The sequence below is a fragment of the Lentzea rhizosphaerae genome, from assembly GCF_042649515.1.
In the GTDB taxonomy this organism is placed as follows: domain Bacteria; phylum Actinomycetota; class Actinomycetes; order Mycobacteriales; family Pseudonocardiaceae; genus Lentzea; species Lentzea aerocolonigenes.
In genome coordinates this window covers 57,073-82,232 of sequence record NZ_JBHRZI010000007.1, presented here as the reverse complement: position 1 = coordinate 82,232, position 25,160 = coordinate 57,073, and the positions used below count along the sequence as shown (strand labels likewise).

Below are 25,160 nucleotides of genomic sequence, written 5' to 3'. Positions count from 1 at the left end.
TCACGCCCTGGGTTGCCCTCCTCCGGTCGCGCTGAGATGCAGTCATGACTGTCGCGACAACGGGACTCTCCTCGGCCGAGGCGGCGAGGCGACTGCACCACGACGGGCCCAACGCGCTGCCGGTCGCGCGACGGCGGCATCCGTTGCTGCTGTTGGCGGAGCAGCTGGTCCACTTCTTCGCACTGATGCTGTGGGCGGCCGCCGTGCTCGCAATGGTCGCGGGAATGCCCGCGCTGGCGGTGGCCATCGTCGTCGTGGTCGTGCTGAACGGTGTCTTCGCGTTCGCTCAGGAATACCGGGCCGACCGCGCGGCGCAGCGGTTGCGCGACCTGATGCCGGTGCGCGCCACGGTGCGCAGGGACGGTCACCTCCGCCAGGTCGACGCCGCCGAGCTGGTCGTCGGCGACGAGCTGGTGCTGGAGGCCGGTGCGCGCGTCTGCGCTGATGGCGAGGTGCTGACCGAGGCCGGGCTCGCGGTCGACGAGTCGATGTTGACCGGTGAGAGCGTTCCGGCCAGACCTGAAGCGGGACAACACGTCTACGCGGGCACCTATGTCGCTGAGGGTGAAGCGTCGGTGCTGGTGGTGGCCACGGGCACGCACACGAAGCTCGCGGGCATCGCCGCGTTGACCCAGGAGGCGAAACCGCCGCGCAGCCCGCTCGCCGGGCAGCTGCACAGGGTCGTGATGGTCGTCGCTGTGATGGCGGTCGTCGTGGGTGCTGCCTTCTTCGGTGTCGCGGTGCTGCTGGGGCTGCCGGCCGCGGAGGGTTTTCTGTTCGCGATCGGCGTGACGGTCGCGCTCGTGCCGGAAGGGCTGCTGCCGACGGTCACGCTGTCGCTGGCACGGGCGGCGCAGAGCATGGCGGCCAGCAAGGCGTTGGTGCGCAGGCTCGACGCGGTGGAGACGCTCGGAGCCACGACGTTCATCTGCACGGACAAGACCGGCACGTTGACCCGCAACGAGATGTCGGTCGTGCGCGTGTGGACGCCTCGTGGCGAGGTGACCGTGCGCGGCAGCGGGTACGAGCCGACCGGCACGGTGAACGGTGGTCCCGAGGCGGTCGAACAGGTGCGTGCGCTGGCGTCGACCGCCAAGCGTTGTTCACCTGCTGCCCACGCACGCCACCACGACGACAGGTGGCTCCCCGTCGGTGACCCGATGGAGGTCGCACTGCACGTCCTCGCCGCACGTCTGGGCGTCGACGGACCCTCGGAGGACTCCGTGCGGTTTCCGTTCGACCCGAGGCGGCGGCGATCGTCCGTCGTGGACTCCGACGGCGTGCACGTGACCGGCGCACCCGACTCGGTTCTCCCGCTGTGCGGGACCGTGCCCGGTGCCGGCGAGGCGCTGGCCGATCTGGCTCAGCGGGGGCTGCGGGTGCTGGCGGTGGCGCGCAGGGCGGGCGCCGGGCAGACCTGGCAGGAAGCCGAACGGGACCTCGAACTGCTCGGCCTGGTGGGTCTGCAGGACCCGCCGCGCGACGACGTGGCGGAGGCCATCGCGTCGTGCCGGTCGGCGGGCATCCGCATCGCGATGATCACGGGCGATCACCCCGCCACCGCGCGAGCCATCGCCGAGCAGGTCGGACTGCTGGGTTCCGACGGCCTCGTGCTGGAGGGCGAGGACCTGCCGTCCGAGCAGGACGAGCTGGGCACGCTGCTCGACCGGGACGGCGTCGTGGTCGCCCGCGTGACGCCCGAGGACAAGCTTCGGATCGCAACGGCGTTGCAGGCCAAGGGACATGTGGTCGCCATGACGGGTGACGGCGTCAACGACGGCCCAGCGCTGCGGGCGGCCGACATCGGCGTCGCGATGGGCGCCTCCGGCACGGACGTGGCCCGCGAGGCCGCCGACCTCGTGCTCCTCGACGACCACTTCGGCACCATCGTGGCCGCGGTGGAGCTGGGCCGTGCGACGTTCGCGAACATCCGCCGCTTCCTGACCTACCACCTCACCGACAACGTCGCGGAGCTGACGCCGTTCGTGGTGTGGGCGTTGTCCGGCGGCTCGATCCCGCTCGCGATCACCGTCCTGCAGGTGCTGGCGCTGGACATCGGCACCGACCTGCTGCCCGCGCTCGCGTTGGGTGCGGAGCCACCGAACAAGCGCACCATGCGCGGACGCCTGCGCACCGGGTCGCTCGTCGACGGAGGAGTGCTGCGCCGGGTGTTCCTCGTGCTCGGTCCGGCGGAGGCGGCGATGTCGATGCTCGCGTTCCTCGTGGTGCTGCTGGCCGGCGGCTGGCGTCTCGGCGCAACGCCGGACGCGGCGTTGCTCGCGACCGCGTCCGGCACCGCGTTCACCGCGATCGTCCTCGGTCAGCTCGCGAACGCCTACGCGTGCCGCAGCGCGACCCGGTCCGTGCCGCGCGTCGGGTTGCGCGGCAACAGGTTGCTGCTGTGGGCGGTGGCGTTCGAGCTCGCCGTGCTGGCGGTCTTCCTGTTCGTGCCACCACTTCCGCACCTGCTCGGTGGTTCCGCGCCTTCAGCTCTCGGCTGGGGACTGGCGCTGGCGGCGGTGCCGGTCGTAGTGGTGGCCGATGCTGTCGCAAAGGCGTTTCTCGTCCGCAAAATGCACTTCACACGGCCAGAACGGCCCCTTACTTCGTGACGACGGCATGCCACATGGTGGCTGGCATGACGGGTACACCGATCTTCGACGCACTCGCCGAGGAGCTCGACGCCACCTGGTCGAGCCCCGGCGAGATGCCCGCCCAGACCGGACGGCCCGGCGCCGACGAGAAGGACGAACCGCTGAGCGGGCGCCTGGAGTGAGGTCAGGGCTCCAGGCACTCCGGGATCGAGTCGCTCTGCCCGGTGGGCTGTTCGGTGCGCCCCTGCGGGTCGTAGATCTTCACCCACCGCACCGAGCTGAACTGCTTGAGCGTCGGGAAGATCTCGCCGGCGACGGTGAACGTCGAGCCGTGGCTGGAGCAGCCACCGGTGAGCCGCACCCTGGCCACTCCATCGACGATGGACAGATCGGTGAACCCGATGGCGTCGGAGTTGACGAACCGGAGCCGTTGCGCGATCTCCTCCTGGGTCGGGCCCGCGAACAGCCGCTGCAGCGCGCCGCGCGCGGTGGCCGGCGGGATCACCTGCCGGGAAACGGCTCGGGTGTAGGGCTCGACGCCCTGCTCGAACCGGTAGAGGTCGAGGAAGTGGACGTTCACCGGCACGGTCCGGAACGGCGTCGCGATGTCGACGACGACCCGGCTGGGGTTGGTCAGCGTGAACACCGTGACGCCGGTGCGCTGGGCGAGCCCGATGCCGAAGGTCAGCACGCCCTCGAAGTCACCCGAGTTGACCACCTGGATGACGTTGGGCAGCGCATAGGTGCGGCGGGTCGGCCCGTAGGTGACGTTGCCGTTGTCGTCGTGGCCTCGTGCGGGTGTCATGCGGACCTGCAGAATCGCGTCTCCCGCCACAGGCACGGGAAGGCCGGACGGATCACCGATGAGCTCGGGGACGTAGCCGACGTCCCGTTGTGCGGGAACCGGTCCCGTGAACTCGAACACGACCCGGTCGTAGTCGGGGTGGTGGGCGGCCCTGACGGCCACCAGGGTGGAGGTCTGCTGCGCGGCCACCGCCGCCGGAGTCGTACCGCCGATCGCGACCACGCAGGCGATCAGCGCGAGAACTGTGCGGATTCTGCTCATCGGGGTACCCTCTCGCGAATCGTTTGGACCGAACACACTTAGCTCGTCGGAGCGGGCCGGAGACAGGGGCCAAATCCCCTCGCGCACCGGAGCCCACCCGAATCCAGGGACGCCTGCCTGGATCGGACGCGTGCCAACGGCGCTCACACCGGGGACCTTCGTCCCTGCTGCGACGGCCCCCGCCGTTCCAGCCTGGAGTCATGGGTTGGGAGCCGATCAGGAAACGACACACCGGGGCGGTCAGGCCGAACCTGGCCGACTACCCGCGGTCGCGTGCGGAGTTCAGCTGGGACAGCGCCCGGCGGCAGCTCGCCGGGTTGCCGGGCGGCGGGCTCAACATCGCGCACGAGGCAGTGGACCGGCACGCCGCCGGTCCGTTGCGCGACAAGGTCGCGTTGCGTTGCCGCGATCGCGGCGGGCACGCCACCGAGCTGACCTACGACGACCTCCGTCGTGCCACCAACAGGTTCGCGAACGTGCTGCGGAGCCTCGGGATCGGCAAGGGCGATCGCGTGGCGACGTTGCTCGGCCGCGTGCCGGAGCTGTACGTCACCGCCATCGGCACGGTGAAGAACACGAGCGTGTACGCGCCGCTGTTCTCGGCGTTCGGGCCGGAGCCGGTGCGGGAACGCCTGCGTCTGGGCGACGTGCGGGTGCTGGTGACCACGCCGCAGCTGTACCGCAAGCGGGTCGAGCAGCTGCGGGAGTCGTTGCCCGCGCTGGAACACGTGCTGGTGATCGGTGACCCGCCTCCCGGTACGCGGTCGTTCGCCGCGGAGATGGCGCTGGCGAGCGACGAGTTCACCATCCCGCCGACGTCACCGGACGACATGGCGCTGCTGCACTTCACCAGCGGCACCACCGGAAAGCCCAAAGGCGCGGTGCACGTGCACGGCGCCGTGCTGGCACATCACGTCACCGCCGCGTACGCACTCGACCTGCACACCGACGACGTGTACTGGTGCACGGCAGATCCAGGCTGGGTGACCGGAACGTCCTACGGCATCATCGCCCCGCTCACCCACGGCGTGACGATGATCGTGGACGCGTCGGACTTCGACGCGCACGGCTGGTACGAGGTGCTGCAGGACGAACACGTCACGGTCTGGTACACCGCTCCGACCGCGCTGCGCATGCTGATGCGCTCCGGCGCCGAACTGGCCAAGCGGTACGACCTCTCGGCGTTGCGGTTCGTCGCGAGCGTCGGTGAGCCGCTGAACCCCGAAGTCGTGGTGTGGGGCCAGGAAGCGCTCGGCCTGCCCGTGCACGACAACTGGTGGCAGACCGAGACCGGCGCGATCATGATCAGCAACTACGCGGCAGAGGACATCCGGCCGGGTTCCATGGGACTGCCGATGCCCGGTGTCGAGGCCGGGATCGTGATGGGCGACGGCGAACGCGTGGTGGAGGTGACCGACCCGGAGGCGGTCGGCGAGCTGGCGCTGCGGCCGGGCTGGCCGTCGATGTTCCGCGGGTACCTGCACGACGACGCGCGCTACGCGAAGTCCTTCCTGAACGGCTGGTACCTCACCGGTGACCTGGCCCGGCGCGACCCCGACGGCTACTACTGGTTCATCGGACGGGCCGACGACGTCATCAAGTCCGCAGGCCACCTGGTCGGGCCGTTCGAGGTCGAGAGCGCGCTGATGGAGCACCCTGCCGTCGCGGAGTCCGGTGTGATCGGCAAACCGGACCCGGTCGTCGGCGAGGTCGTGAAGGCGTTCGTGACTCTGCGCCCCGGTCACGAACCGACCGACGAGCTGCGCACCGAGCTGATCGCGTTCGGTCGCAGGCGGCTGGGTGCGGTGGCACCGAAGGAGATCGCGTTCGACCAGCACCTGCCGCACACCCGCAGCGGAAAGGTGATGCGCCGGCTGCTGAAGGCGCGCGAGCTGGGGCTGCCGGAAGGCGACACGTCCACACTGGAGGTGGGACGGTGAAAGAACACCTGGACCTGTTGCGCGAGATGGTGCGCATCCGCCGGTTCGAGGAGCGGTGTGCCGAGCTGTACAGCTCGGCGCAGATCCGCGGTTTCCTGCACCTGTACGTGGGCGAGGAGGCGGTCGCCGCCGGGGTGGTGTCCGAGCTGGACCCGCAGGACGCGGTCGTGTCCACCTACCGCGACCACGGGCACGCGCTCGCCCGCGGCGTGCCGATGGACGCCGTGATGGCCGAGATGTTCGGCAAGGTGACCGGGTGCAGCCGGGGCAGGGGCGGGTCGATGCACCTGTTCGACGCGAGCCACCGGTTCTTCGGCGGCAACGCCATCGTCGGCGGGGGACTGCCCGTGGCCGCCGGCCTCGCGCTGGCGCACGTGCTGCGGGGCGAGCCCCGGGTCGTCGCGTGCTTCTTCGGCGAGGGAGCTGCGGCCGAGGGTGAGTTCCACGAGGTGCTGAACCTCGCCGCGCTGTGGCGGCTGCCGGTGTTGTTCTGCTGTGAGAACAACATGTACGCGATGGGCACGGCGTTCGCGAAGGAGCACGCCGCCGGTGACCTCGCGCTGCGCGCTTCGTCGTACGGGCTGGCGGCCTGGTCGGTGGACGGCATGGACGTGCTCGCCGTGAAGGAGTCGGCCCGTCGGGCCACCGAGTCGATCCGGGCGGGCGGCGGGCCGTGCCTGCTGGAGCTGCGGACGTACCGGTTCCGCGCGCACTCGATGTACGACCCGGAGCGTTACCGGGACAAGGCGGAAGTGACCCGGTGGCGCCATCTCGACCCGATCGACCGGCTCGTCGAGGTGATGCGACCGGAGTTCACCGACGACGAACTGGGGGCCATCGAGGCAGAGGTGTCGGTGGAGATCGACCACGCCGTCGCCACCGCCGAGGCCGCCGACCTCGAGCCGGTCACCGACCTCACCCGGTTCGTCACCTCGGAGGTGAGTACGTGAAGACCACCTACCGCGAAGCCCTTCGGGAGGCGATCCGCGACGCGATGAACCGCGACGACCGCGTGTTCCTGATGGGCGAGGACGTCGGCAGCTACGGCGGCTGCTACGCCGTCAGCCTCGGTCTGCTGGAGGAGTTCGGTCCGGAACGGATTCGCGACACCCCGCTGTCGGAGTCGGCGTTCGTCGGCGCGGGCATCGGTGCGGCGCTCAACGGGATGCGCCCGATCGTCGAGGTCATGACGGTCAACTTCAGCCTGCTCGCGCTCGACCAGATTCTCAACAACGCCGCGACGCTGCTGCACATGTCGGGCGGCCAGTTCCCGGTGCCGCTGGTGATCAGGATGACCACGGGCGCGGGCCGCCAGCTGGCCGCGCAGCACTCCCACAGCCTCGAAGGCTGGTACGCGCACATCCCCGGCCTGCGGGTGCTCGCACCCGCGACGCTGGAGGACGCGCGCGGCATGCTGTGGCCGGCGCTGTGCGACCCCGACCCGGTGCTGATCTTCGAGCACAACGCCCTCTACAACCTCTCCGGCGAGCTGGCCGACGACGCCGGCCCGGTGGACCTCACCCGTGCCGCGGTGCGCAGGCCGGGCAGGGACGTCACGCTCATCACCTACGGCGGCAGCCTCGCCAAGACGCTGACCGCGGCCGACGAGCTCGCGGCGGACGGCATCGACGCCGAGGTGATCGACCTGCGCACGCTGCGGCCGCTGGACGCGGACACGTTCCTGGAGTCCGTGCGGCGCACGCACCGCGCGGTGGTCGTGGACGAGGGATGGCGCAGCGGCAGCCTGTCGGCCGAGATCGCCGCGCGCATCGCCGAGGAGGCGCTGTACGAACTCGACGCGCCGGTCCGGCGGGTGTGCAGCGCGGAGGTGCCGATCCCGTACGCGAAGCACCTGGAGGAGGCGGCGCTGCCACAACCGGCGTCGATCGCCGCCGCGGCGCGCGAGGTGGTGCGAGGTGGCTGAGTTCAGGATGCCCTCGCTCGGCGCCGACATGGACGAGGGCACGGTGATCGAGTGGCTGGTGAAGCCGGGGGACACCGTGGCGCGAGGTGACGTCGTCGCAGTCGTGGACACCGCGAAGGCCGCGGTCGACGTCGAGTGCTTCGAGGGCGGCGTGATCGAGGACATCCTGGTGCAGCCGGGCAAAGCGGTGCCGGTCGGCACGCCGCTCGCCACCATCGGGACGGCGGACGGCGCGGCAGCGAAGCCCGCGGCGGCGAAACGGTCGGCGCCCGCTCTGGCTGCGCCGTCGGCACCTGCGGCGCCCGCGCCCGCGCCCGCTCCGGCAGTACCGGCCGCGCCCGCACCGCCCGCACCCGCGGCGTCTGCACCCGCGCAGTCCGCGCCCGCTCCGGCCGTGCCGTCTGCACCTGCGCCGCCCCCGAGGCCGCGACCTCCCGTCGCCGGGCCACTGGTGCGCAAGCAGGCCGCGGAGCTGGGCGTCGACCTGGCCGGAGTCCGCGGCACCGGCAGGGGTGGCGCGATCACCCGCGCCGACGTGCAACGGGCCGCCCGGTCCCGAGCGGTGACCGAGTCGCCCGTGCGCACCAGAGTGACGCCGTACGCACGGCGTCTCGCGAAGGAGCTCGGCGTCGATCTCGCTCAGGTCGTGGCGCGCGACGGCACCGTTCGCGCGGCCGACGTCCGTGCGGTGAAACCCGGACCGCGGGCCGAGAAGCCGGCCGCGCCCGTCGTCGACCGAACCGCGGCCACGCGGCAGGCCACGGCGAGGCTGATGGCACGGTCGAAGCGCGAGATCCCGCACTACTACCTGAGCACCACGATCGACATGACGACCGCGATGACGCGGCTGGCCGAGCTGAACCGCGACCTGCCGGTGGAACGCCGCGTGCTGCCGGTCGCCCTGGTGCTGCGGGCCTGCGCACGTGCGGCGGAGAAGGTGCCGCAGCTCAACGGGTTCTGGAACAGCGAAGGGTTCGAGCCCGGCGAGGGCGTGCGGCTCGGGATGGCGGTCTCGCTGCGCGGCGGCGGGCTGATCGTGCCGGTGATCGCGGACGCCACGGCGCTCGGGCCGGTCGAGATGATGGACCGGGTGCGCGACCTCGTCACCCGCGCCCGCGGCGGACGGCTGCGCGGCAGCGAGCTGGCCGAGGCGACCATCACGGTCACCAACCTGGGCGACCGGGGCGTCGAGTCGGTCTTCGGCGTGATCCACCCACCACAGGTCGCTCTCGTCGGCGTCGGCAAGGTGCTCGAACGCCCGTGGGCCGTCGACGGAATGCTCGGTGTGCGTCCCGTGGTCACCGTGACGCTGTCGGCCGACCACCGCGCCACCGACGGGCACACCGGCGCCCGCTACCTGGAGTTCGTCGAGAAACTGCTGACCACACCGGAGGAGCCATGACACCCGACGAAGCCCGCGACATGATCCAGGCCGCCCTGCTGACCGTCGCGCCGGACGCGGAGCTCGGCGACGTCGCCGCGGACGCGGACCTGCGCGAGGAGCTCGACCTCGACTCCATCGACTTCCAGGCCTACGCGGCCGAGCTGAGCAGGCGCAGCGGCCTGCCGGTCACCGAGGACGACCAGCGCAGGCTCACCACGCTCGCGGCGGGAGTGACGTTCCTCAGCCGAGCCGGCTGACCAGCGCGCGCCAGGCCGGGGGCCGAGAACGCGAGCACGTCGCCGCCCGCGTTCTTCGAGTCCCTCACGAGCGCGTCCTGGGCGAGTGACACCTCCACAGGCTGCACTCAGGCCATGAACGGCGCTTTTGTGCACGTCAGGTGCACAAAAGCGCCGTTCATGGTCGATGGCCGAGTTACTTTGCCGGGGCCATGGGGTGGAAACAGCTCAGACCCTGATGTCCCGCCGCTCGAACGCCATCGCCGCACCCGCGACGAGAACCGCGGTGAGCACGACCAGTCCGGCCAGGCCGAGCCAGTTCGGGTCACCGGTCAGAGCGTCGTTCACCGCCGCGTGGTGGAACGGCGAGAGCACCCGCCACGGCCGCAACCCTTCTGACAGCGGGGAGAGGGCGTCGAGGAGGTAGGTCAGCAGAGCGAGCCCGACCGGGATCGCGACCGCGAGGCCCGGCCGGCCGATGAGCGCGCCGATGAGCAGGGCCAGAGCGCCGAACGGCAGCGCCACCACCGCACTCGCCGTGACCGCCCACACCAGGTCTGGCCAAGGCACTCCGAGACCGGCCACACTGCTTCCCACCACGAGCACAACGCCGAACGCCACCGTGACGATCGCGGTCGAGGTGAACACCGCGAGCGCCTTGTCCAGCAGCAGGCGGGTGCGGGAGATCGGATTGGCCAGCAACAGGTCCATCGTGTGGGCCTTCTCCTCGCCCGCCGTCGCTCTGGAGGCCTGGCCGATGGCGACGCCGAGCAGCACCAGCGGCGCGAGGAACCCGAACACCTCGCCCTGCAGGTAGCCCACCCCGCTGGCGAGCGACTGCTCGACGTTGAAGAGCGCCTTGAACGACTCCGGGTACGACTCGAGCAGTTTCTCGAACTCACCTGCGGCGTCCCGCACGGCGGGGTACACGGCGAGCTGCAGCAGCACGCTCGCCACGAGTGCGATGCCCCAGCCGATGGTGCTGCCGCGGTTGTCCCGCAACGACTTCGTCATGAGCTCAGTCGTCATCGGAGTGCTCCTCGGTGTAGTGGACGAAGATGTCCTCGAGGTCGGGTTCGTGGCTCGTGACGTTGAGAAGCGGGAACCTGGCCGCGGTGCGCACCAGTTCGCCGACCGCGCCGGTGACGCGGCAGCGGATTTCGGTGCCGCTGACCTGAACCGCCGCCTGCACACCGGGAATCCCGCTGAAGGACGCTGCCGCGACCTCCTCGCCGAAGGTGAACGTGAGTTCCCGCACGGCGTTGGCCTTCAAAGACGTGACGGTGTCCTCGACGACGAGCCTTCCGGCGAGCAGGATGCCGACGCGGTCGGCCACGTGCTCGACCTCCGACAGCACGTGCGAGGAGAACAGCACCGTGCCGCCGCCGTCGACGTACTCGCGCAGGTAGGTGTGGAACTCCCGCTGCGCCAACGGGTCGAGGCCGCTCGCGGGCTCGTCGAGGATCACGAGCTCTGGCCGGTGTGCGAAGGCCTGCACGATCCCGAGCTTCTGCCGGTTGCCCTTGGAGAGCTCGTCCGTGCGCCGGTCGAGGTCGAGGTCGAGGCGCTTGGCCAGCCGCAACGCCTCGGAGAGGTCGGGGTGCTCCCGCAACGCTCCGCAGAAGCCCAGGTAGTCGGCGCCGGTCAACCGGTCGTAGAGCACGAGATCGCCGGGCAGGTAGCCGATCCGGCCACGCAGGCGGGGCGACATGTGCGCGCCGAAGAGCCTGATGCTGCCGCGGGTGGGCCTGATGACGTCGATCAGCAGGCGCAGCGTGGTGGTCTTGCCGGCGCCGTTGGGCCCGAGCAACCCGTACACCTCGCCGGGACGCACCTCGAGGTCCAGGTCCCGCAACGCGACGGTCGTGCCGTAGGACTTGCTCAACTGTCGTGTGCTGATGACGTTCATCGCAGACCGCCTGTTTCCGCGGAGTGTTTGACGGTGCGCAGGATCGCGCGGCTGATGACGCCCACGAACGGTGTGCTGATCCGCCAGTAGCGGCGGAAGCGCAGCCACGCGCGCGGGTCGGTGAGGACCACCCGCATCTCGGCGGTGACGAGCGTGCGGCGCTGACCGTAGGGGAGCACGGAGATCGAGCAGACGACCTTGGCGTAGCCGGGTTCGTTGAAGTCCATGAAGTCCCGCGCCTCGACGGGCACCCACTGCACGACGGGTTTCCAGGCCTTGCCGATCGCACCGAACACGATCTCGTGGCCGGGGTTCTCGCCGAGCACGACCCAGTCGGTGCCCGCGTCGAGGTCCTGGATCGTCAACCGCGTGCGCTGCCGGGGAGAGCGGTCCTGACGCCATCGTTCGGGCAGCTCGCGCAGACGCACGGCAGCAGTGACGAGAAAGCCGTGCAGGTCGGTCAGGTCGAGGTCGTGCACCGCCTTGTACGTCGAGGCCGGATCGGCGTCCACCACGACGTGGTCGGTGCGGCCGAACTCAGACCTCGGCGCGAACTGGTCGGCGAGGAGCGGGAAGGGAAGGGACGCCACGGTGTTCCTCCTGAACGGATCGGTGCACCACGAGCACGGGGCAAGGGGCGTGGTGGAGCGCGGCCCTGGTCACGGCGCCGCACACACGGGTCTCGCCAGGGCCTACGACGAGCAGGTCGGTGTCCGCGCAGCGACTGATGGCCTCGTGCGGCTGCCGGCGCACGAGCACGGAGGTGTGGGGGAACCCGGCGAGCAGCTCGTTCGCGCGGTCCAGGACCCAGCTGTGATCTTCGTCGAGGTCCTGGCGCAGCACAGGCAGCGGCGCGGCGTGGAGAACCCGGAGCGTCGCGCAGTGGCTCCTGGCGAAGACCACAGCGCGGGCGAGGACGCCGGCGTCGTCGGGTCCACCGCTGACGAGAGCCGTGACGCGCCCGTGCAGCCCGCGCCGGGCGGCGGTCGTACCTCGCACCACCACCGCGTCGCAGCCCACGGCGCACACGAAGGGAAGCACGTGGCTTCCGAGCGCGAGCGCCGAGCCGGTGCGGCCCTGGTAAGCGAGCACCACGAGCTGAGCGTGGAATTCGTCCCCCGGCAGGTGCGTTTCGACTTCGGCGTCCACGAGCTTCGCGTGGGCGGCCGCCCACTGCTCGGCTTCCTCGGTCCACGGGGAGCCGTCTGCGATCACCACGACAGGTTCCATGCCTTCACGGTCGCCTTGCGCGAAAGTCGTTCCCAGTGCGAAGGGTGGCCATCTGTGAGGGACGAAAGTCCTCTTGTCGGCGGGCCTCGCGCCGCTGTGTGGACCGCCCCCTCAGGAAGGACCGTGTGGTCTCCAGCACGAGGAGGCACGACGATGAGCACGCTGACGTTTCTCGGCGGCACCGGCACGGTCACCGGAAGCAAGTTCCTGTTCGACACCGGCAGGTCGCAGGTCCTGGTGGACTGCGGGTTGTTCCAGGGGCTGGCACCGTTGCGGCGCCGCAACTGGCAGCAGCCTCCGCTGGACCTCGATCGGCTCGACGCGGTCGTGCTCACCCACGCTCACCTGGACCACAGCGGCTACCTGCCGGTGCTGGTGCGGCACGGGTGGCGTGGACCCGTGTTCACCACCGAGGGCACCGCCGACCTGGCCGCGATCGTGCTGGCCGACAGCGCGCACCTGATGGTGGAGGAAGCACGCCAGGCCAACGAGTCCGGTTGGTCCAAGCACAAGCCCGCACTGCCGTTGTACGACGCGGCCGACGCGGAGCGCGCCACCAAGCTGTTCCGGCCGATCGACTTCGAAGCGCCCCGGTCCATCGCCGACGGCGTCGACCTGGAGTTCGGCCGCGCCGGCCACATCCTCGGCTCCGCGTGGGCTCATCTGACGCTGGGCGACCGGAGCGTGGTCGTGAGCGGTGACCTCGGCAGGCCCGCGCACCGGGTGCTGCGGTCACCGCAGCCCAGACCGGCCTGCGACGCGTTGCTGATCGAGTCGACCTATGGCGACCGCCCGCACGACGACGCCGCGGCGACGGCGTTGTTCGCGGAGACCATCCGGCGCACGGCCGCACGCGGTGGCAGCGTGCTGATCCCCGCGTTCGCGGTGGACCGCACCGAGGTGATCCTCATCGAGCTCGCCAAGCTGGTGCGGGCGGGGGAGATTCCCGACCTGCCCGTGTTCGTGGACAGCCCGATGGCCCTGGCCTCGCTGCGGGTCTACCGGCAGGCCGTGGCGAAGAGCTGGCCGGAGATCCGTCCCGAGCTGATGAACGGCGAGGACGCCTTCGACCCCGGTCAGCTCGCGGAGCTGCACACCGCGGCCCAGTCGATGCAGGCCAACGACCCGAAGAAGCCGTCGATCATCATCTCCGCGTCCGGCATGGCCACCGGCGGCCGGGTGCTCCACCACCTGAAGCACATGTTGCCCAACACCAGGCACACGGTCCTGATCGTCGGCTACGCGGCGGTCGGCACGCGGGCACGCTCTCTGGTCGACGGCGCCCGCGAGATCAAGATCCACGGCCGGTACGTGCCGGTGAAGGCCGAGGTCCAGGTGCTCGACGCGTTCAGCGCGCACGCCGACGCGGACGAGCTGATGGCGTGGGCGACCAGCGGACCCGCCCCGGCCACCACCTACGTCGTGCACGGCGAACCGGAGAGTGCCGCGTTGCTGGCGGACAGGCTGGAGACCGAGCACGGGTGGACCGCGGTCGTGCCGAAGGACGGTGAGCGGGTCCTGGTGTGACCCGCTCAGCTCGTCGAGGTCGTCGGCTCCATCAGCAGTTCAGCGACCGGTCGTCGCGGCGTGGCGGGGACCGGCGTGCTGAAGCCCAGGCGCAGCACGGCCTGGGGCACGAGCACGCCGCCCAACGCACGGCGCAGTTCCTCTCGCACGGTGCGGACCTCGATCGGCTGGGACATGAAGGACGCGGACAGGCCGAGCGTGGTGGCGGTGAGCAGCACCCGCTGCATCGCCTGGCCCGCCTGGATCTCGCCGAGCGGGCCTTCGTGGTGCGAGCACACGACCGCGACCAGAGGGTTGGACTCGTAGTCCTTTCCGGACAGGCGTTCGTGCTTGTGCCCGGGGTGGAAGTCGCGGAACGCCCACTCGTCCTGCGCCTCGGGGTGGAAGCCCGCCGACGCGGGCGGCACACCGTCGGTGGCGTCGGGCCTGTGCCCGGTGAAGGCGCCGAGTTCGGCCTGCACGTCGGGGTTGTTCTGCTGGGTCCGGTGAGCGCGGCGCACGAAGTCCTTCATCCGGGCGACCTCCTCGCGGGATCCGACGATGTGCAGCCACGATCGTTCGAGTTGAGCCGCTCGCACCATGGCGTACGCGTGCCGCGCGTCCACCCCGGACTCGAAGAACGGCCGCCGGTTGGTGCGGCGCTGCGGAACGGCCTTGAGCAGAGCCCGCATCTCGTCGTCGGGTGTGAGACCACCGACGCGGCGGACGATCGCCAGCGCGCCAGGCGCCGGGTGGCCCGGCATGATCGTGACGAGCGGGCGCACTCCGAATCCCTGCAGCGCAAGTCGCAGGTTGAACAGCGCGGCGCCGCAGGACAGGCGCAGCTCGCGATCCTCCGGATCCGTGGCGGGAAGCCTGCGGCCGAGGTCGGGGTGCAGCTCGATGCGGTCGGGCAGCACCCGGAACCGCCACGGCTGGCTGTTGTGCACGGACGGGGCGAGCGACGCGGATCGCAGCGCTGCCTCCACCTGCTCCGGTGCGAGTCCCAACGCCGCGATCACCTGAACCATTCCTCACACTCCCGTTGCCCTGCTTGCTGAACCCGGTGTCGCAACTGTCACCCGATCGCCGAACAGGCCCCACCGCCGAAGGTCCCTACCTGGCAGGGATGCTTGGCGGCGCAACAACTCACGTGCCAGGCTTCGACCCATGACGGGTGCAGCAGAGAACCAGTCACGCAGCCTCCTGGGAGGGCTCAGGCTCGACGACCTGCTCGACGAGATGCGCGAGCGGCTGGCCGAGATCGGTTCGACACGGGACAAGATGCAGGGCTTGCTCGACGCGGTGCTCGCGGTCGGCGCCGGCCTGGAGCTCGACTCGACCCTGCAACGCATCGTCCAGGCTGCTGTCGAGCTCGTCGGGGCTCGTTACGGCGCGCTGGGCGTGCTCGGCCAGCGGGACAACCTCTCCCAGTTCGTGTACGTGGGCATCGACCCGGAGACGCGGGCTCACATGGGCCACCTGCCGGAGGGAAAGGGCCTGCTCGGCCTGTTGATCAAGGAACCGCGAGCGATCCGGCTGCACGACCTCAGCGAGCACGCCGCCTCGGTCGGTTTCCCGCCCAACCACCCACCGATGCACAGCTTCCTCGGCGTGCCGGTGCGCGTGCGCGACGAGGTGTTCGGCAACCTCTACATGACCGAGAAGACCGACGGAACCGACTTCACCCCTGATGACGAGGTGGTCCTGGAGGCACTCGCGGCAGCTGCCGGCGTTGCGGTCGAGAACGCCAGGCTCTTCGAACGGTCACGGCTGCGCGAGCGGTGGCTGGAAGCCACCGCGGAGATCAACTCGCTGCTGCTGGGCGGCGCCTCCGCCGAGGACGCGCTTGAGCTCATCGTCCACCGGTGCTTGGAGCTGGCGGCTGCGAACAACGTCTCGGTGTTGCTCGCCGACGGCCCTGACCAGCGGCTGCGCGCCATTGCCCAGGCAGGGGCGTCGTTGGTCGAGGGCGCGATCGATCCCTCGGAGACGGTTCTCGCCGACGTGCTCGCCTCGGGTGCGCCGATGCTGGTGGAGGACCTCGAGGGGCTGTTCGGTTCGCCCGGCACGGAGCTCGCCGCGTGTGTGGTCGTCCCGATGCGCGCGGGCACGGCGGTGACCGGCCTGCTGGTGACGGTCCGGGAGAAGGGCGCGGTGCCGTTCGGACCGGACCTGGTTCCGCTGCTCGCGTCCCTGGCTGACCAGACGGTGGTGGCACTGGAGTTCGGGGAGAACCAGAAGGCGAGACGTCTGGTGGACGTGCTGGAGGACCGCGACCGGATCGCTCGCGACCTGCACGACCACGTGATCCAACGGCTGTTCGCCACCGGCATGAGCTTGCAGGGCTCACTGACCTGGGCGACACACCCCGAGGTCAGGCGGCGGGTGCAGAAAGCCGTCAACAGCCTCGACGAGACGGTGTTGGAGATCCGCACGTCGATCTTCGACCTGCAGGCCGCTGACGACGACCTGGGGCTGCGTCGGCGGTTGCTCGACATCGTGGCCGAGCTGACCGAGGGTGCCGCGCTGACGCCTGCCGTGAGGATGAGCGGCACGATCGACAACCTCGTGCCGGACCACATCGGTGACCACGCGGAAGCCGTGGTGAGGGAGCTGGTCAGCAACGCGCTGCGCCATTCGCGGGCGACGGACCTGACCCTCACCGTCGAGGCTGGTGACGCGTTGGTCATCAGCATGGTGGACAACGGTGTCGGCATGCCGCCGCAGGTCGCCCGCAGCGGTCTGCGCAACCTCGAGCAGCGTGCGGTCGGCTGCGGCGGCTCCTGCACCGTCGCGGACGAACCCGGCGGCGGCACGCGGGTGACGTGGCGGGTGCCGCTGGACTAGCGCCTGTATCGAAGCCAAGCGGGTCAGACATACCGGACATATTTTTTGGCGCGAAAAGCACGTTCGGGCCATCTAGCGGCCCGAACGTGCTTTTCGCGCCAAAACAACAGGACACGACTTTGGCGGTTGATTCACGACACAGGACCTAGCCCTCTTCGGTCGGCGCGGGCTTGACGAGCTTCGACGCGAGCACGGCGGCCTGGGTGCGGCGTTCCAGCCCGAGCTTGGCGAGCAGGTGTGACACGTAGTTCTTGACCGTCTTCTCGGCGAGGAACATCTTGTCCGCGATCTGCTTGTTCGTGAGACCCTCGCCGATCAGGTCGAGCACCGTGCGCTCCTGTTCGGTGAGCATCCGGACCGGGTCGCCGCTCTCGCGTTCGCGGCGGATCCGGTTCAGCAGGGCCGAGGTCGACCTCGCGTCGAGCAACGACTGCCCGGCGGCGACCGTCTTGACCGCGTTGGTCAGGTCGGAGCCGACGATCCGCTTGAGGACGAACCCGGACGCGCCCGCCATGATCGCGTCGAACAACGCCTCGTCGTCGGTGAACGAGGTGAGCATCAGGCACTTGAGGTCGGGCAGCCGGGACATCAGCTCCCGGCACAGCTCGATGCCGTTGCCGTCCGGCAGCCGCACGTCGAGCACGGCGACATCGGGCGCCACCGCGGGCACCCTGGTGAGCGCCTCGGTGACCGAGGAGGCCTCGCCGACGACATCGAGGTCCTCCGAGGCGCTGAGCAGTTCTCTGATGCCGACGCGGACCACCTCGTGGTCGTCCACCAGGAAGACACGCGCGACCACCGCTACCACCTCTCGCTCAACGACGTCGAATGGAACGATCCTCTCCGCGAGCGAACCGACACAGGGACCAAAGACTCTGATCAACGAGAACGCAGCGCCTTGCGGACGCGGTCGAACTCGTCGGTGTCGATCTCACCTCTGGCCAGCCGATCCTCGAGTATCCGCAGCGCCGAGCCACCGTGCTCGTCACGACGGCGGACCAGCAGCACGACGACAGTGAGCAGCACGCTCCAGAACACGACCATGCCCAGCGCCATCACCACGAAGCCGCCCCAGCCCATCGGGGTGCCGTAGTACATCGTCCGCTCCTCACTCGCTCAGCTGTGCCGGGGTGCGGGTGACGCCCTCGATGTCGTTCGCGGCCGCGTCCAGCAGCTGGTGCGCGAGGTCGGAGAGCGCGCGCGACGCCGCGAGCTCGTCACCGATCTCCGGAACGTCGTGGTCCGCGGGGTTGAGCCGGGCCAGTCCGGTGCCGACCAGGTGCGTCTTGTCCGCGGTGTGCAGGCGTGCCTCCGCCCTGGTGCGCGACTCGTGCTCGTCGATGTGGATCTCGACGGACCACTTCTTGGCGGTGCTCATGGAACCTCCTCGTCCGGGGATCCCAGCTTGGAACGCGGCCCGCACCCGCTCGCAGAGTCCAACGTCCCGCACCGGGCGAGACCCTCCGCTCTGTCCGGCGCACCGCCGTGCACCGGATCGTCGAAGCATGCGCTGGAGTGCCGCGGAGGCGGCGGAAATCGTGGATGCGGCCAGGAGTGCGCCCGTGTACAGCCCGGGCAAACCCTGGGTGCTCGAGCTGCACAACCGGTCGGTGTACCTCTACGAGGTCCGGCACAGGTCCTCGCACGACCCGCTCGGCATGGACAGGTTGCTCACCTGCGGCGCGGCGCTGGAGCACATCGTGCTCGCCGTCCGGGCCGCCGGCTGGCACGCCAAGGTGGTGTTCCCGTCCGACCACGCGAACCCCGATCTGATCGCGGTCGTGAAGGCCGACCGGCGGCAACCGCCGGATCCCCGTGAGCTCGCCCAGCACCAGGCGACACGGCTGTCCGACGGCACCGGGGACGGTGAAGCAAGGAATCTCGTGTCCGCCAACCACTGGGCGGGGACCGAGCTGCACCCGGTCGACGACGACACCCTCGTCGTCGTGACGGTCGGCGACGGTCGGCCGGACCACGTGCGAGGTGGTGCCGCGTTGCAGGCGGCGGTTCTCGCGGCGCGGTCCGCGGGACTGCGGGTCCGCCCGGTGATCCACCTGATGCACCGGCAGGAGTGGCGGGCCGGGCTGATCGAACGTCACGAGCTGGCGGGCTTCCCCCAGGCGTTGCTGCTCGTGGGTGCCAAGGACCGGAAGGAAGAAGCGCCATGCGTGCTAGCGACATCATGACCAGTCCGGCCATCACGGTGACACCGGACGTGCCCGTGCGCGGCGCCGCGGCGCTGCTCGTGTCGCACGGGTTCACCGCTCTGCCGGTGGTCGACGACGACAAGCGGCTCGTCGGGATCGTCACCGAGGCGGACCTGCTGCGCAACGGCTACGTCGACGAGGCGAGCGGCAAGACGGTGGGCGAGGTGATGACCTCTCCCGCCGTCGCGATGGACGCCGGCGCGCAGGGCGCCGTGATCGCCCGCGTGTTCGTGGACGACCGCATCCGCTGCGTGCCGATCGTCGACGGCTCACAGGTCGTCGGCGTGGTCACCCGGCGCGACCTCGTGCGGGTCCTCGCCCGCACGGACACGACCGTGTCGGCCGAAGCCCAGCGGATGCTGGACCTCTACAGCGGCGGTAGTCGCAAGTGGACGGTAGTGGTGCAGGACGGCGAAGCGGTGGTCGGCGGAGAAGCCGCCGACGACGAGACCGAACGCGTGATCAGCGCACTCGCCGGGTCGGTTCCCGGAGTGCTGCGTGTACGCGTGCTGACGGAGGGAAAGCGATGAAGGGACCCGACGCGCCCGTCGTGGTCGGTGTCGACGGCTCGTCGTCGGCGCTGGCGGCGGTGAAGTGGGCTGCCGACGAATGCGCCCGCCACCACGTGCCGCTGAGGCTCGTGCACGGGTACTCCCTGCCGGTCAGGGGATACCCGGAGATCATCATGACCGGCAACGAGATCCGGAAGGCCATCGAGGACCAGTCGCAGGGCTGGCTCGCCGAAGCGGTCGCCGCAGCCCGCGCCGCCGCACCGGACGTCGAGGTGACGACCGAGGTCCTCAACGACAGCGGGACGCATCTGCTGATCCAGGAGTCGCGCGACGCCCGGCTGGTGGTGCTGGGTTCCCAGGGCCTCGGCAACGTCACCGGCCTGCTGGTGGGCTCGACCGCGCTGGCACTCGCCGCGCACGGGAAGTGCCCGACAGTCGTCGTCCGCGGCACCTCGGTGCCGGACGGTCCGGTGGTGGTCGGTGTGGACGGTTCGCCGACGAGCGAGGCCGCGCTGGCGTTCGCGTTCGAGGCGGCCTCGATGCGCGGCTGCCCGTTGACCGCGATCATGTGCTGGCAGGACTTCATGGTGGAGAGCGCGTACAGCGCGTCGCGGTTCACGGTGGACTGGGGCCAGGTCGAGGGCGAGGAACAGCGGCTGCTGGCTCAACGGCTGGCCGGGTGGCAGGAGAAGTACCCGGACGTCGCCGTTCACCGCGTGGTGCTGCGGGACCGTCCGGTGCGGGCTCTCCTGCGGTACGGCGCGGAGGCGCAGCTCGTGGTCGTGGGCAGCCACGGGCACGGCGGGTTCGCCGGCATGCTGCTCGGGTCGACGAGCCAGGCGCTCGTGTACCACGCGCCCTGCCCGTTGGCCATCGTCCGGCCCGCTGAGTGAGAGCAACGCCCCAACGTCGATGAAGGGAACCTTCTTCCACCTCAGGTGGATGAAGGTTCCCTTCATCGACCTCATTTCGTGGCGGCACGCGGTGGGATTACCACCACCGGGCATTCAGCGCCGTGCAGGCACTTCTGGGCTACCCCGCCCAGCACCGCTCCGGCGACCCTGCCGTGGCCGCGGGTCCCGATCACGAGCAGGTCGGCGTGCCGGGAGGCCTCGATCAGGTGGTCCGCCGCGTCGCCCACCTCGACGACTTCGGTGACGGTTGGTGCGTCGGGCAGCGACGCGCGCACGAGCTCCACGTTGGCGTGCAGTTCCTGTGCGGGGTGGCGTTGCGGCCTTTCGCCGTACGGGTTCAGACCCATCAAGGTCGCCGGCACGAACACCGGCTCGTGGAAGTAGGTCAGCACCGCCTCCACCCTGGCGCCGCGGCGCGCCGACTCCTCCAGCGCCCACCGCAGCGCGGCGTTCGACTGGCCGGAACCGTCCACGCCGACCACGATCACCGGTGTCCTCATCGTCTCCTCCCATCGCTCATCACGAGCGTGACCGTCCCTCCACGGCGGCTGGCAGGGACCAACGTCATGACTCGGGCGAGCCCATTCGCCCTGCTCGTGCGCTCGGCCGTGGCGAACCCTCGAAGGAACTCGAGTAGGAGGTGGGCCATGAAGGCCGAAGCCGGTGACTGGCTGGTCGTGGAGGGACCGGTGATCGACCACGGCGGTCGGCGTGGGCTGATCACGGAGGTCAGGCACGAGGACGGCACGCCGCCGTACCTGGTGCGGTGGCTGGACTCCGAGCACGAGACCCTGGTCTTCCCGGGACCGGACGCGCACGTCGTGAAGGCCGCGGGCTGAGCCCGTGAACACGGCGGTCGCGCTGGGGCACCTCGCGACGGCACTCGCGATCGGCCTCCTGCTGGGTGTCGAACGCGAGCACGACAACGCGCGCGACTCGGTGCGACCGGCGGGCTCGCGGACGTTCCCGCTGATCGCCCTGGCCGGTGCGGTGAGCGCCGCGGTGTCACCGGTCCTCCTGGGCGTCGCGCTCGTGGCCGTCGCCGCGCTGGTGATCGCCTGGTACCTGCGGACCGCGGAACCCGGCGCGACGACCGAGATCGCGGCCATCACGACCTTTCTCCTGGGCGCGCTGGCCTGGCAGCGGCCCGAGCTCGCCGTACCTGTCGGTGTGGTGGTGGCCGCGCTGCTCGCGGCGAAACGGCCGTTGCACCGCTTCGCCCGCAAGGTCGTGAGCGACCAGGACGTCCGCGACGCGATGATCCTGTTCGTCGTCGCGTTCGTGGTGCTGCCGTTGCTGCCGGATCGGCCGCTGGGGCCGTACGGCGTGCTGAACCCGACGAGGGTGTGGTGGCTCGTCATCGCCGTCACGGTGATCGGCTGGGCCGGGTACGTGTCCGCGCGGGCGTTCGGGCAGCGCTGGGGCCTCCTGGTCACCGGGTTCGCCGGGGGCTTCGTGTCCGGGTCGGCGACGACGGCGGTGATGGGCCGCAAGTACCGGGCCGTCGGCGCGGCGGCGTTTCCCGGTGCCGTGGCGGTGAACCTGGCCACGCTCGCGCAGATCGTCGCGGTGACGGCGGTGGCGAGCCCGCCGGTCGCCCTGCGGCTGCTGCCCGCGGTCGGCGCCGGCGCAGTGGTGCTGCTGGTGGAGGTGGCCTGGCTCGTGTGGCGCACCAAGCCTGCGGAAGCCGACGACGAACCGGTGGTCAGCAGACCGATGTCGATCAGGGCGGCGTTGACGCTGGCCGGGATCCTGGTGTTGTTCCTGGTGATCACCCGCGCGGCGGCCGAATGGTTGGGTGGCGGGGGAGTGGTGGCCGCAGGCGCGCTCGGCGGGCTGGCGGACGCTGCTGCCATCGCCGCCGCGTCCCTCGCGCCGCAGGCCATTCCCGTGCACACGGCGGTGCTGGCCTGTGGTGCCGCGCTCGCCACGAACACGGTCGTGAAGCTCGTGCTCGCCGCGGTGGCCGGTGGACCGGGGTTCGCGGTGAAGCTCGCCGCGTGGCTGGCGCCGGTCGTCGTCGCAGTGGCACTCGGCGTCGCCTGGTAGGACGAAGGTCCCGCACCGCACGGGACTCGGGCCACTCACTGCTGATCACGCCGGCCGGGAGGCTCAAGTGCATGAGCGAGAACGAATCCCGGCCCGTGGTGGTCGGCGTGGACGGATCGGCCGCCGCGCGGGCGGCGTTGGAATGGGCCGTGGAGGACGCTCGGCGGCGTGGGTGCCGGGTCGACGCGGTCACCGCGTGGCACCCGGACTACGGGTTCGTCATCGGTGCGGTGTCGGCCGAGGTGGTCATCTCGATGTCGCCGGAGGCGATGCGTGCGGCGGCCCAGGCCGGGCTGGACCAGGCGGTGGAAGGCTTCGAAGGCGTCGAGGTCCGCCCGGTCCTCGTCGAGGCCGATCCGCGAACCGCGCTGGTCGAGGCTTCGAAAGACGCTGAGCTGCTCGTGGTCGGCAACCGCGGCCACAGCACGATCGTCGAGGCGATCCTCGGCTCGGTCAGTTCGTACTGCGTGCACCACGCCTCCTGCCCGGTGGTCGTGATCCGCGCGCCCGAAACGGAGCAGGAAGAGCGTCCTGCCGCCGAAGCCGCCGTGCCGCTGACCCCCGGCCCGTTGCTGTGAAAGCACGAGCCGGCCACATCTTCCTGACCGCGGTGGTGCTCGCCGCCGTCGCGGGCGGGCTGGTGTGGCTTCAGGATCCGCAGAGCGCGCGGATCTGGTGGGCCGTCGCGACCGCGGCGGCCGTCGTGCCCGCCGTGTGGTGGGTCGTCGAGGACCTGCGCGCCAAGCGGTTCGGCGCCGACGTGCTCGCGGTCCTCGCTCTCGTCGGCACGCTCGTGGTCGGCGAGTACCTCGCGGGCGCGGTCGTGGCCGTCATGGTCGGGACCGGGCACGCGCTGGACGATTACGCGCGGCGCAGGGCTCGCCGCGACCTGAGCGCGCTCCTGGAGCGGGCGCCGAGGCAGACCCACGTGCGGCAGCTCGACGGGCTGCGTGCCGTCGAGGTGGACGAAGTCGTGCCCGGCGACGAGGTCGTGGTGCGGCCCGGCGAGGTCGTGCCCGTGGACGGGGTCCTGCTCGGTGACGCCACGTTCGACGAGTCCGCGCTGACCGGTGAGCCGGATCCGGTCAACCGGCTGCGCGGAGAACGGGTGCGCAGCGGCGTTCTGGTCGTCGGAGCCGCGGTCGACGTGCGGGCCACCGCGACCGCACAGGAGAGCACCTACGCGGGAGTCGTCAGGCTGGCCGAGGAAGCGGCGGCCATGAGCGCGCCCGTCGTGCGGGTCGCGGACCGCATCGCCGCGGTGTTCCTGCCCGTCGCCGTGCTGGTGGCCGGGCTGGCCACCGTCCTGACCGGCGATCTGACGCGGGCGGTGGCGGTGCTGGTGACCGCGACCCCGTGCCCGTTGCTGCTCGCCGTGCCGGTCGCGATCACCGCGGGCATGTCGCGCGCCGCACGCGTCGGTGTCGTGCTGCGGGACGGCCAGGCGCTGGAGGCGTTGGGCAGCGCGCAGGTGGCGGTGCTCGACAAGACCGGCACCGTGACGGTCGGCCGGCCCGTGGTGGTGGACGTCGTTCCGGCCCCCGGCTGGACGGCCCCCGGGGTTCTGGGCATCGCGGCCTCCGTCGAGCAACTCTCCGCCCACGCCCTGGCATCGGCCGTGGTCGAGGCCGCGAGGACGGCCGGACTGCCCGTGGAGCCGGCGCGGGACGTGCACGAGTGGCCCGGTCACGGTGTCGGCGGGCGCGTCGGGCTGTCGGCGGTCTTCGTCGGCGCTCGGGACGAGGAACCCGCCGAGGACTGGGAACGCGCGGTCGCCGCGAAGGCCCGGCTGGATGCGGCGACGCCGGTGTGGGTGAAGGCCGACGGCGAGTTCGTCGGCGCACTGCTGCTCCGCGATCCGTTGCGCCGCGAGGCCGGCAGGACTGTGCGACGGCTGCGGGCGGCCGGTCTGCGCCGAGTGGTCATGCTGACGGGAGACCGTCCGGCAGTCGCCCACGACGTCTCCGGGATGCTCGGGCTCGACGACGTGGTGGCGCGGTGCACCCCCGAGGACAAGGTCGCGCGGGTCCGGGAGGAACGGTCCGGCGGCGTCACCGTGATGGTCGGTGACGGCATCAACGACGCACCAGCGCTCGCCGCCGCCGATGTCGGAGTGGCGTTGGGAAACCGCGGTAGCGCGGCGGCGGCTCAGGCAGCGGACGCGATCATCCTGGACGACCGCATCGACCGGCTCGCCGACGGAGTGGAGATCGCCGCACACGCCAAGCGAATCGCCCTGCAGAGCGCGGCGGCCGGCATGGGTCTGGCGCTCGTCGCGATGGGGTTCGCCGCCTTCGGGTTCCTGCCCGCGGTCGGTGGTGCGTTCGTTCAGGAGGGGATCGACGTCGCGGTGATCCTCTACTCGCTGCGCGCACTTCTTCCGTTGCGGCGCAGGAGGATGCGACCGGAGACGACCAGGCTGCTGGCCCGGTTCGACGCGGAGCACGCGGTGCTGCAGGACGTGCGGGACGCGGTCCGCGTGGCCGCGGACGGGCTGCACGGCGGTATGACGCCGGAGGCGGCACAGGCCGCGCGGCACGCTCACCAGCTGGTCACCGAGCGGCTCCTGCCTCACGAACGCGCCGAAGAACACGAGCTCTACCCGGCGTTGTCGGAGGAGTTCCGCGATCAGCACGCGACGGTCCCCATGAGCCGCGGCCACGCCGAGATCGAACGACTGACGCGCCGGCTCGGGCGTCATCTCGCCGAGCAGGACGGCATGACCGCCGACCAGGTGGACGATCTGCGCGCCACCCTCTACGGCCTGGACGCCGTGCTGCGCCTGCACTTCGCGCAGGAAGAAGAAAGCTACTTCGTGCTCGCGGACCCGCGCTGAGGA

Annotated in this window: 26 protein-coding genes; 16 read left to right on the top strand and 10 right to left on the bottom strand. The window is 70.8% G+C overall.

Translation table 11 applies throughout. The features are described 5' to 3' along the window. The first annotated feature begins 44 nt into the window (after positions 1–44). Positions 45–2,612 carry a cation-translocating P-type ATPase gene (locus ACFOWZ_RS04975; protein WP_382369392.1) on the top strand — a complete coding sequence of 856 codons (2,568 nt, stop codon included), beginning with the start codon at positions 45–47 and terminating at the stop codon, positions 2,610–2,612. A gap of 26 nt (positions 2,613–2,638) precedes the next feature. Beyond that, entirely contained in the window at positions 2,639–2,776 is a 138-nt protein-coding gene (locus tag ACFOWZ_RS04970; RefSeq protein WP_382369389.1) for a hypothetical protein, read from the top strand. A 2-nt stretch (positions 2,777–2,778) separates the two neighbouring features. Here the strand turns inward: ACFOWZ_RS04970 and ACFOWZ_RS04965 are convergent, their stop codons facing one another. After that, entirely contained in the window at positions 2,779–3,660 is an 882-nt protein-coding gene (locus ACFOWZ_RS04965; RefSeq protein WP_382369386.1) for an AMIN-like domain-containing (lipo)protein, read from the bottom strand. Between the two features lie 200 nt (positions 3,661–3,860). On the opposite strand from ACFOWZ_RS04965, the gene acsA reads away from it, so the two are divergent. Genes acsA through ACFOWZ_RS04940 form a run of 5 tightly spaced genes read left to right on the top strand, consistent with a single transcriptional unit; the run spans position 3,861 to position 9,165 of the window. Continuing rightward, positions 3,861–5,600, top strand: a complete 1,740-nt coding sequence (gene acsA, locus ACFOWZ_RS04960; RefSeq protein WP_382369383.1) for an acetate--CoA ligase — start codon at positions 3,861–3,863, stop codon at positions 5,598–5,600. Continuing rightward, positions 5,597–6,550 (top strand): pyruvate dehydrogenase (acetyl-transferring) E1 component subunit alpha, encoded by a 954-nt coding sequence (gene pdhA / locus ACFOWZ_RS04955; protein WP_382369380.1) that lies wholly within the window; start codon positions 5,597–5,599, stop codon positions 6,548–6,550. Before acsA ends, pdhA begins: the two co-directional genes overlap by 4 nt. Then, complete coding sequence (locus ACFOWZ_RS04950) at positions 6,547–7,524, top strand: alpha-ketoacid dehydrogenase subunit beta (RefSeq protein WP_382369377.1); 978 nt, start codon at positions 6,547–6,549, stop codon at positions 7,522–7,524. The genes pdhA and ACFOWZ_RS04950 overlap by 4 nt, the downstream gene beginning before the upstream one ends. Then, the gene (locus tag ACFOWZ_RS04945; RefSeq protein ID WP_382369374.1) at positions 7,517–8,926 is read left to right on the top strand and encodes a dihydrolipoamide acetyltransferase family protein; all 1,410 of its coding nucleotides are present in this window, start codon (positions 7,517–7,519) and stop codon (positions 8,924–8,926) included. Before ACFOWZ_RS04950 ends, ACFOWZ_RS04945 begins: the two co-directional genes overlap by 8 nt. Beyond that, on the top strand, positions 8,923–9,165 hold the full coding sequence (locus tag ACFOWZ_RS04940) for a phosphopantetheine-binding protein (RefSeq protein WP_382369371.1): 243 nt from the start codon (positions 8,923–8,925) through the stop codon (positions 9,163–9,165). Before ACFOWZ_RS04945 ends, ACFOWZ_RS04940 begins: the two co-directional genes overlap by 4 nt. A gap of 207 nt (positions 9,166–9,372) precedes the next feature. Here ACFOWZ_RS04940 and ACFOWZ_RS04935 read toward each other — a convergent pair whose 3' ends face one another. From ACFOWZ_RS04935 to ACFOWZ_RS04920, 4 genes are read right to left on the bottom strand one after another with little or no spacing between them, the layout of a single operon-like run. Further along, a complete protein-coding gene (locus ACFOWZ_RS04935; RefSeq protein WP_382369368.1) occupies positions 9,373–10,173 on the bottom strand; it encodes an ABC transporter permease subunit in 801 nt (266 codons plus the stop codon). Continuing rightward, positions 10,163–11,053, bottom strand: a complete 891-nt coding sequence (locus ACFOWZ_RS04930) for an ABC transporter ATP-binding protein (RefSeq protein WP_382369365.1) — start codon at positions 11,051–11,053, stop codon at positions 10,163–10,165. The genes ACFOWZ_RS04935 and ACFOWZ_RS04930 overlap by 11 nt, the downstream gene beginning before the upstream one ends. Then, positions 11,050–11,643 carry a hypothetical protein gene (locus ACFOWZ_RS04925; protein ID WP_382369362.1) on the bottom strand — a complete coding sequence of 198 codons (594 nt, stop codon included), beginning with the start codon at positions 11,641–11,643 and terminating at the stop codon, positions 11,050–11,052. Before ACFOWZ_RS04925 ends, ACFOWZ_RS04930 begins: the two co-directional genes overlap by 4 nt. Beyond that, entirely contained in the window at positions 11,591–12,283 is a 693-nt protein-coding gene (locus ACFOWZ_RS04920) for a universal stress protein (RefSeq protein ID WP_382369359.1), read from the bottom strand. The genes ACFOWZ_RS04925 and ACFOWZ_RS04920 overlap by 53 nt, the downstream gene beginning before the upstream one ends. A 153-nt stretch (positions 12,284–12,436) precedes the next feature. Here ACFOWZ_RS04920 and ACFOWZ_RS04915 point away from each other — a divergent pair, with 153 nt between their 5' ends. After that, complete coding sequence (locus tag ACFOWZ_RS04915; RefSeq protein WP_382369356.1) at positions 12,437–13,810, top strand: MBL fold metallo-hydrolase RNA specificity domain-containing protein; 1,374 nt, start codon at positions 12,437–12,439, stop codon at positions 13,808–13,810. 5 nt (positions 13,811–13,815) lie between these two features. Here ACFOWZ_RS04915 and ACFOWZ_RS04910 read toward each other — a convergent pair whose 3' ends face one another. Beyond that, positions 13,816–14,820, bottom strand: a complete 1,005-nt coding sequence (locus tag ACFOWZ_RS04910) for an Acg family FMN-binding oxidoreductase (protein ID WP_382369353.1) — start codon at positions 14,818–14,820, stop codon at positions 13,816–13,818. 139 nt (positions 14,821–14,959) lie between these two features. On the opposite strand from ACFOWZ_RS04910, the gene ACFOWZ_RS04905 reads away from it, so the two are divergent. Next, complete coding sequence (locus ACFOWZ_RS04905; RefSeq protein ID WP_382369350.1) at positions 14,960–16,639, top strand: GAF domain-containing sensor histidine kinase; 1,680 nt, start codon at positions 14,960–14,962, stop codon at positions 16,637–16,639. Between the two features lie 145 nt (positions 16,640–16,784). On the opposite strand, the gene ACFOWZ_RS04900 is transcribed toward ACFOWZ_RS04905, so the two are convergent. From ACFOWZ_RS04900 to ACFOWZ_RS04890, 3 genes are all read right to left on the bottom strand, one after another. After that, positions 16,785–17,438: a response regulator gene (locus tag ACFOWZ_RS04900; RefSeq protein ID WP_382369347.1), complete on the bottom strand. Its 654-nt coding sequence runs from the start codon at positions 17,436–17,438 to the stop codon at positions 16,785–16,787. Positions 17,439–17,518: 80 nt separating this feature from the next. Continuing rightward, entirely contained in the window at positions 17,519–17,737 is a 219-nt protein-coding gene (locus ACFOWZ_RS04895; RefSeq protein ID WP_382369344.1) for an SHOCT domain-containing protein, read from the bottom strand. A 10-nt stretch (positions 17,738–17,747) separates the two neighbouring features. After that, on the bottom strand, positions 17,748–18,017 hold the full coding sequence (locus tag ACFOWZ_RS04890; RefSeq protein WP_382369341.1) for a DUF1876 domain-containing protein: 270 nt from the start codon (positions 18,015–18,017) through the stop codon (positions 17,748–17,750). 127 nt (positions 18,018–18,144) lie between these two features. Here ACFOWZ_RS04890 and ACFOWZ_RS04885 point away from each other — a divergent pair, with 127 nt between their 5' ends. The 3 genes from ACFOWZ_RS04885 to ACFOWZ_RS04875 are packed head-to-tail and all read left to right on the top strand — an operon-like array spanning position 18,145 to position 20,251. Beyond that, positions 18,145–18,825: a hypothetical protein gene (locus ACFOWZ_RS04885; RefSeq protein WP_382369338.1), complete on the top strand. Its 681-nt coding sequence runs from the start codon at positions 18,145–18,147 to the stop codon at positions 18,823–18,825. Then, on the top strand, positions 18,804–19,376 hold the full coding sequence (locus ACFOWZ_RS04880) for a CBS domain-containing protein (protein ID WP_382369335.1): 573 nt from the start codon (positions 18,804–18,806) through the stop codon (positions 19,374–19,376). Before ACFOWZ_RS04885 ends, ACFOWZ_RS04880 begins: the two co-directional genes overlap by 22 nt. Then, the gene (locus ACFOWZ_RS04875) at positions 19,373–20,251 is read left to right on the top strand and encodes a universal stress protein (RefSeq protein ID WP_382369332.1); all 879 of its coding nucleotides are present in this window, start codon (positions 19,373–19,375) and stop codon (positions 20,249–20,251) included. Before ACFOWZ_RS04880 ends, ACFOWZ_RS04875 begins: the two co-directional genes overlap by 4 nt. A 71-nt stretch (positions 20,252–20,322) precedes the next feature. Here ACFOWZ_RS04875 and ACFOWZ_RS04870 read toward each other — a convergent pair whose 3' ends face one another. Then, on the bottom strand, positions 20,323–20,772 hold the full coding sequence (locus tag ACFOWZ_RS04870; RefSeq protein WP_382369330.1) for a universal stress protein: 450 nt from the start codon (positions 20,770–20,772) through the stop codon (positions 20,323–20,325). A gap of 147 nt (positions 20,773–20,919) precedes the next feature. Here ACFOWZ_RS04870 and ACFOWZ_RS04865 point away from each other — a divergent pair, with 147 nt between their 5' ends. The 4 genes from ACFOWZ_RS04865 (at position 20,920) to ACFOWZ_RS04850 (ending at position 25,157) form a co-directional block, all read left to right on the top strand. Further along, positions 20,920–21,111 (top strand): DUF1918 domain-containing protein, encoded by a 192-nt coding sequence (locus ACFOWZ_RS04865; RefSeq protein ID WP_030469857.1) that lies wholly within the window; start codon positions 20,920–20,922, stop codon positions 21,109–21,111. A gap of 4 nt (positions 21,112–21,115) precedes the next feature. Beyond that, the gene (locus ACFOWZ_RS04860; RefSeq protein WP_382369326.1) at positions 21,116–22,321 is read left to right on the top strand and encodes an MgtC/SapB family protein; all 1,206 of its coding nucleotides are present in this window, start codon (positions 21,116–21,118) and stop codon (positions 22,319–22,321) included. Positions 22,322–22,392: 71 nt separating this feature from the next. Next, complete coding sequence (locus tag ACFOWZ_RS04855) at positions 22,393–22,899, top strand: universal stress protein (protein ID WP_382369323.1); 507 nt, start codon at positions 22,393–22,395, stop codon at positions 22,897–22,899. After that, positions 22,896–25,157: a heavy metal translocating P-type ATPase gene (locus ACFOWZ_RS04850; protein WP_382369320.1), complete on the top strand. Its 2,262-nt coding sequence runs from the start codon at positions 22,896–22,898 to the stop codon at positions 25,155–25,157. The genes ACFOWZ_RS04855 and ACFOWZ_RS04850 overlap by 4 nt, the downstream gene beginning before the upstream one ends. Positions 25,158–25,160 lie beyond the last annotated feature (3 nt).

What these genes read in the sequence shown, in the direction of transcription:
- ACFOWZ_RS04915 (WP_382369356.1), top strand. Translation starts at nt 12,437, where the DNA reads ATGAGCACGCTGACGTTTCTCGGCGGCACCGGCACGGTCACCGGAAGC.
- ACFOWZ_RS04865 (WP_030469857.1), top strand. Translation starts at nt 20,920, where the DNA reads ATGAAGGCCGAAGCCGGTGACTGGCTGGTCGTGGAGGGACCGGTGATC.
- ACFOWZ_RS04935 (WP_382369368.1), bottom strand. Translation starts at nt 10,173, where the DNA reads ATGACGACTGAGCTCATGACGAAGTCGTTGCGGGACAACCGCGGCAGC.
- ACFOWZ_RS04875 (WP_382369332.1), top strand. Translation starts at nt 19,373, where the DNA reads ATGAAGGGACCCGACGCGCCCGTCGTGGTCGGTGTCGACGGCTCGTCG.
- ACFOWZ_RS04855 (WP_382369323.1), top strand. Translation starts at nt 22,393, where the DNA reads ATGAGCGAGAACGAATCCCGGCCCGTGGTGGTCGGCGTGGACGGATCG.
- ACFOWZ_RS04975 (WP_382369392.1), top strand. Translation starts at nt 45, where the DNA reads ATGACTGTCGCGACAACGGGACTCTCCTCGGCCGAGGCGGCGAGGCGA.
- ACFOWZ_RS04940 (WP_382369371.1), top strand. Translation starts at nt 8,923, where the DNA reads ATGACACCCGACGAAGCCCGCGACATGATCCAGGCCGCCCTGCTGACC.
- ACFOWZ_RS04890 (WP_382369341.1), bottom strand. Translation starts at nt 18,017, where the DNA reads ATGAGCACCGCCAAGAAGTGGTCCGTCGAGATCCACATCGACGAGCAC.
- ACFOWZ_RS04895 (WP_382369344.1), bottom strand. Translation starts at nt 17,737, where the DNA reads ATGTACTACGGCACCCCGATGGGCTGGGGCGGCTTCGTGGTGATGGCG.
- ACFOWZ_RS04965 (WP_382369386.1), bottom strand. Translation starts at nt 3,660, where the DNA reads ATGAGCAGAATCCGCACAGTTCTCGCGCTGATCGCCTGCGTGGTCGCG.
- ACFOWZ_RS04930 (WP_382369365.1), bottom strand. Translation starts at nt 11,053, where the DNA reads ATGAACGTCATCAGCACACGACAGTTGAGCAAGTCCTACGGCACGACC.
- ACFOWZ_RS04905 (WP_382369350.1), top strand. Translation starts at nt 14,960, where the DNA reads ATGACGGGTGCAGCAGAGAACCAGTCACGCAGCCTCCTGGGAGGGCTC.
- ACFOWZ_RS04880 (WP_382369335.1), top strand. Translation starts at nt 18,804, where the DNA reads ATGCGTGCTAGCGACATCATGACCAGTCCGGCCATCACGGTGACACCG.
- ACFOWZ_RS04920 (WP_382369359.1), bottom strand. Translation starts at nt 12,283, where the DNA reads ATGGAACCTGTCGTGGTGATCGCAGACGGCTCCCCGTGGACCGAGGAA.
- acsA (WP_382369383.1), top strand. Translation starts at nt 3,861, where the DNA reads ATGGGTTGGGAGCCGATCAGGAAACGACACACCGGGGCGGTCAGGCCG.
- ACFOWZ_RS04870 (WP_382369330.1), bottom strand. Translation starts at nt 20,772, where the DNA reads ATGAGGACACCGGTGATCGTGGTCGGCGTGGACGGTTCCGGCCAGTCG.
- ACFOWZ_RS04885 (WP_382369338.1), top strand. Translation starts at nt 18,145, where the DNA reads ATGCGCTGGAGTGCCGCGGAGGCGGCGGAAATCGTGGATGCGGCCAGG.
- ACFOWZ_RS04910 (WP_382369353.1), bottom strand. Translation starts at nt 14,820, where the DNA reads ATGGTTCAGGTGATCGCGGCGTTGGGACTCGCACCGGAGCAGGTGGAG.
- ACFOWZ_RS04970 (WP_382369389.1), top strand. Translation starts at nt 2,639, where the DNA reads ATGACGGGTACACCGATCTTCGACGCACTCGCCGAGGAGCTCGACGCC.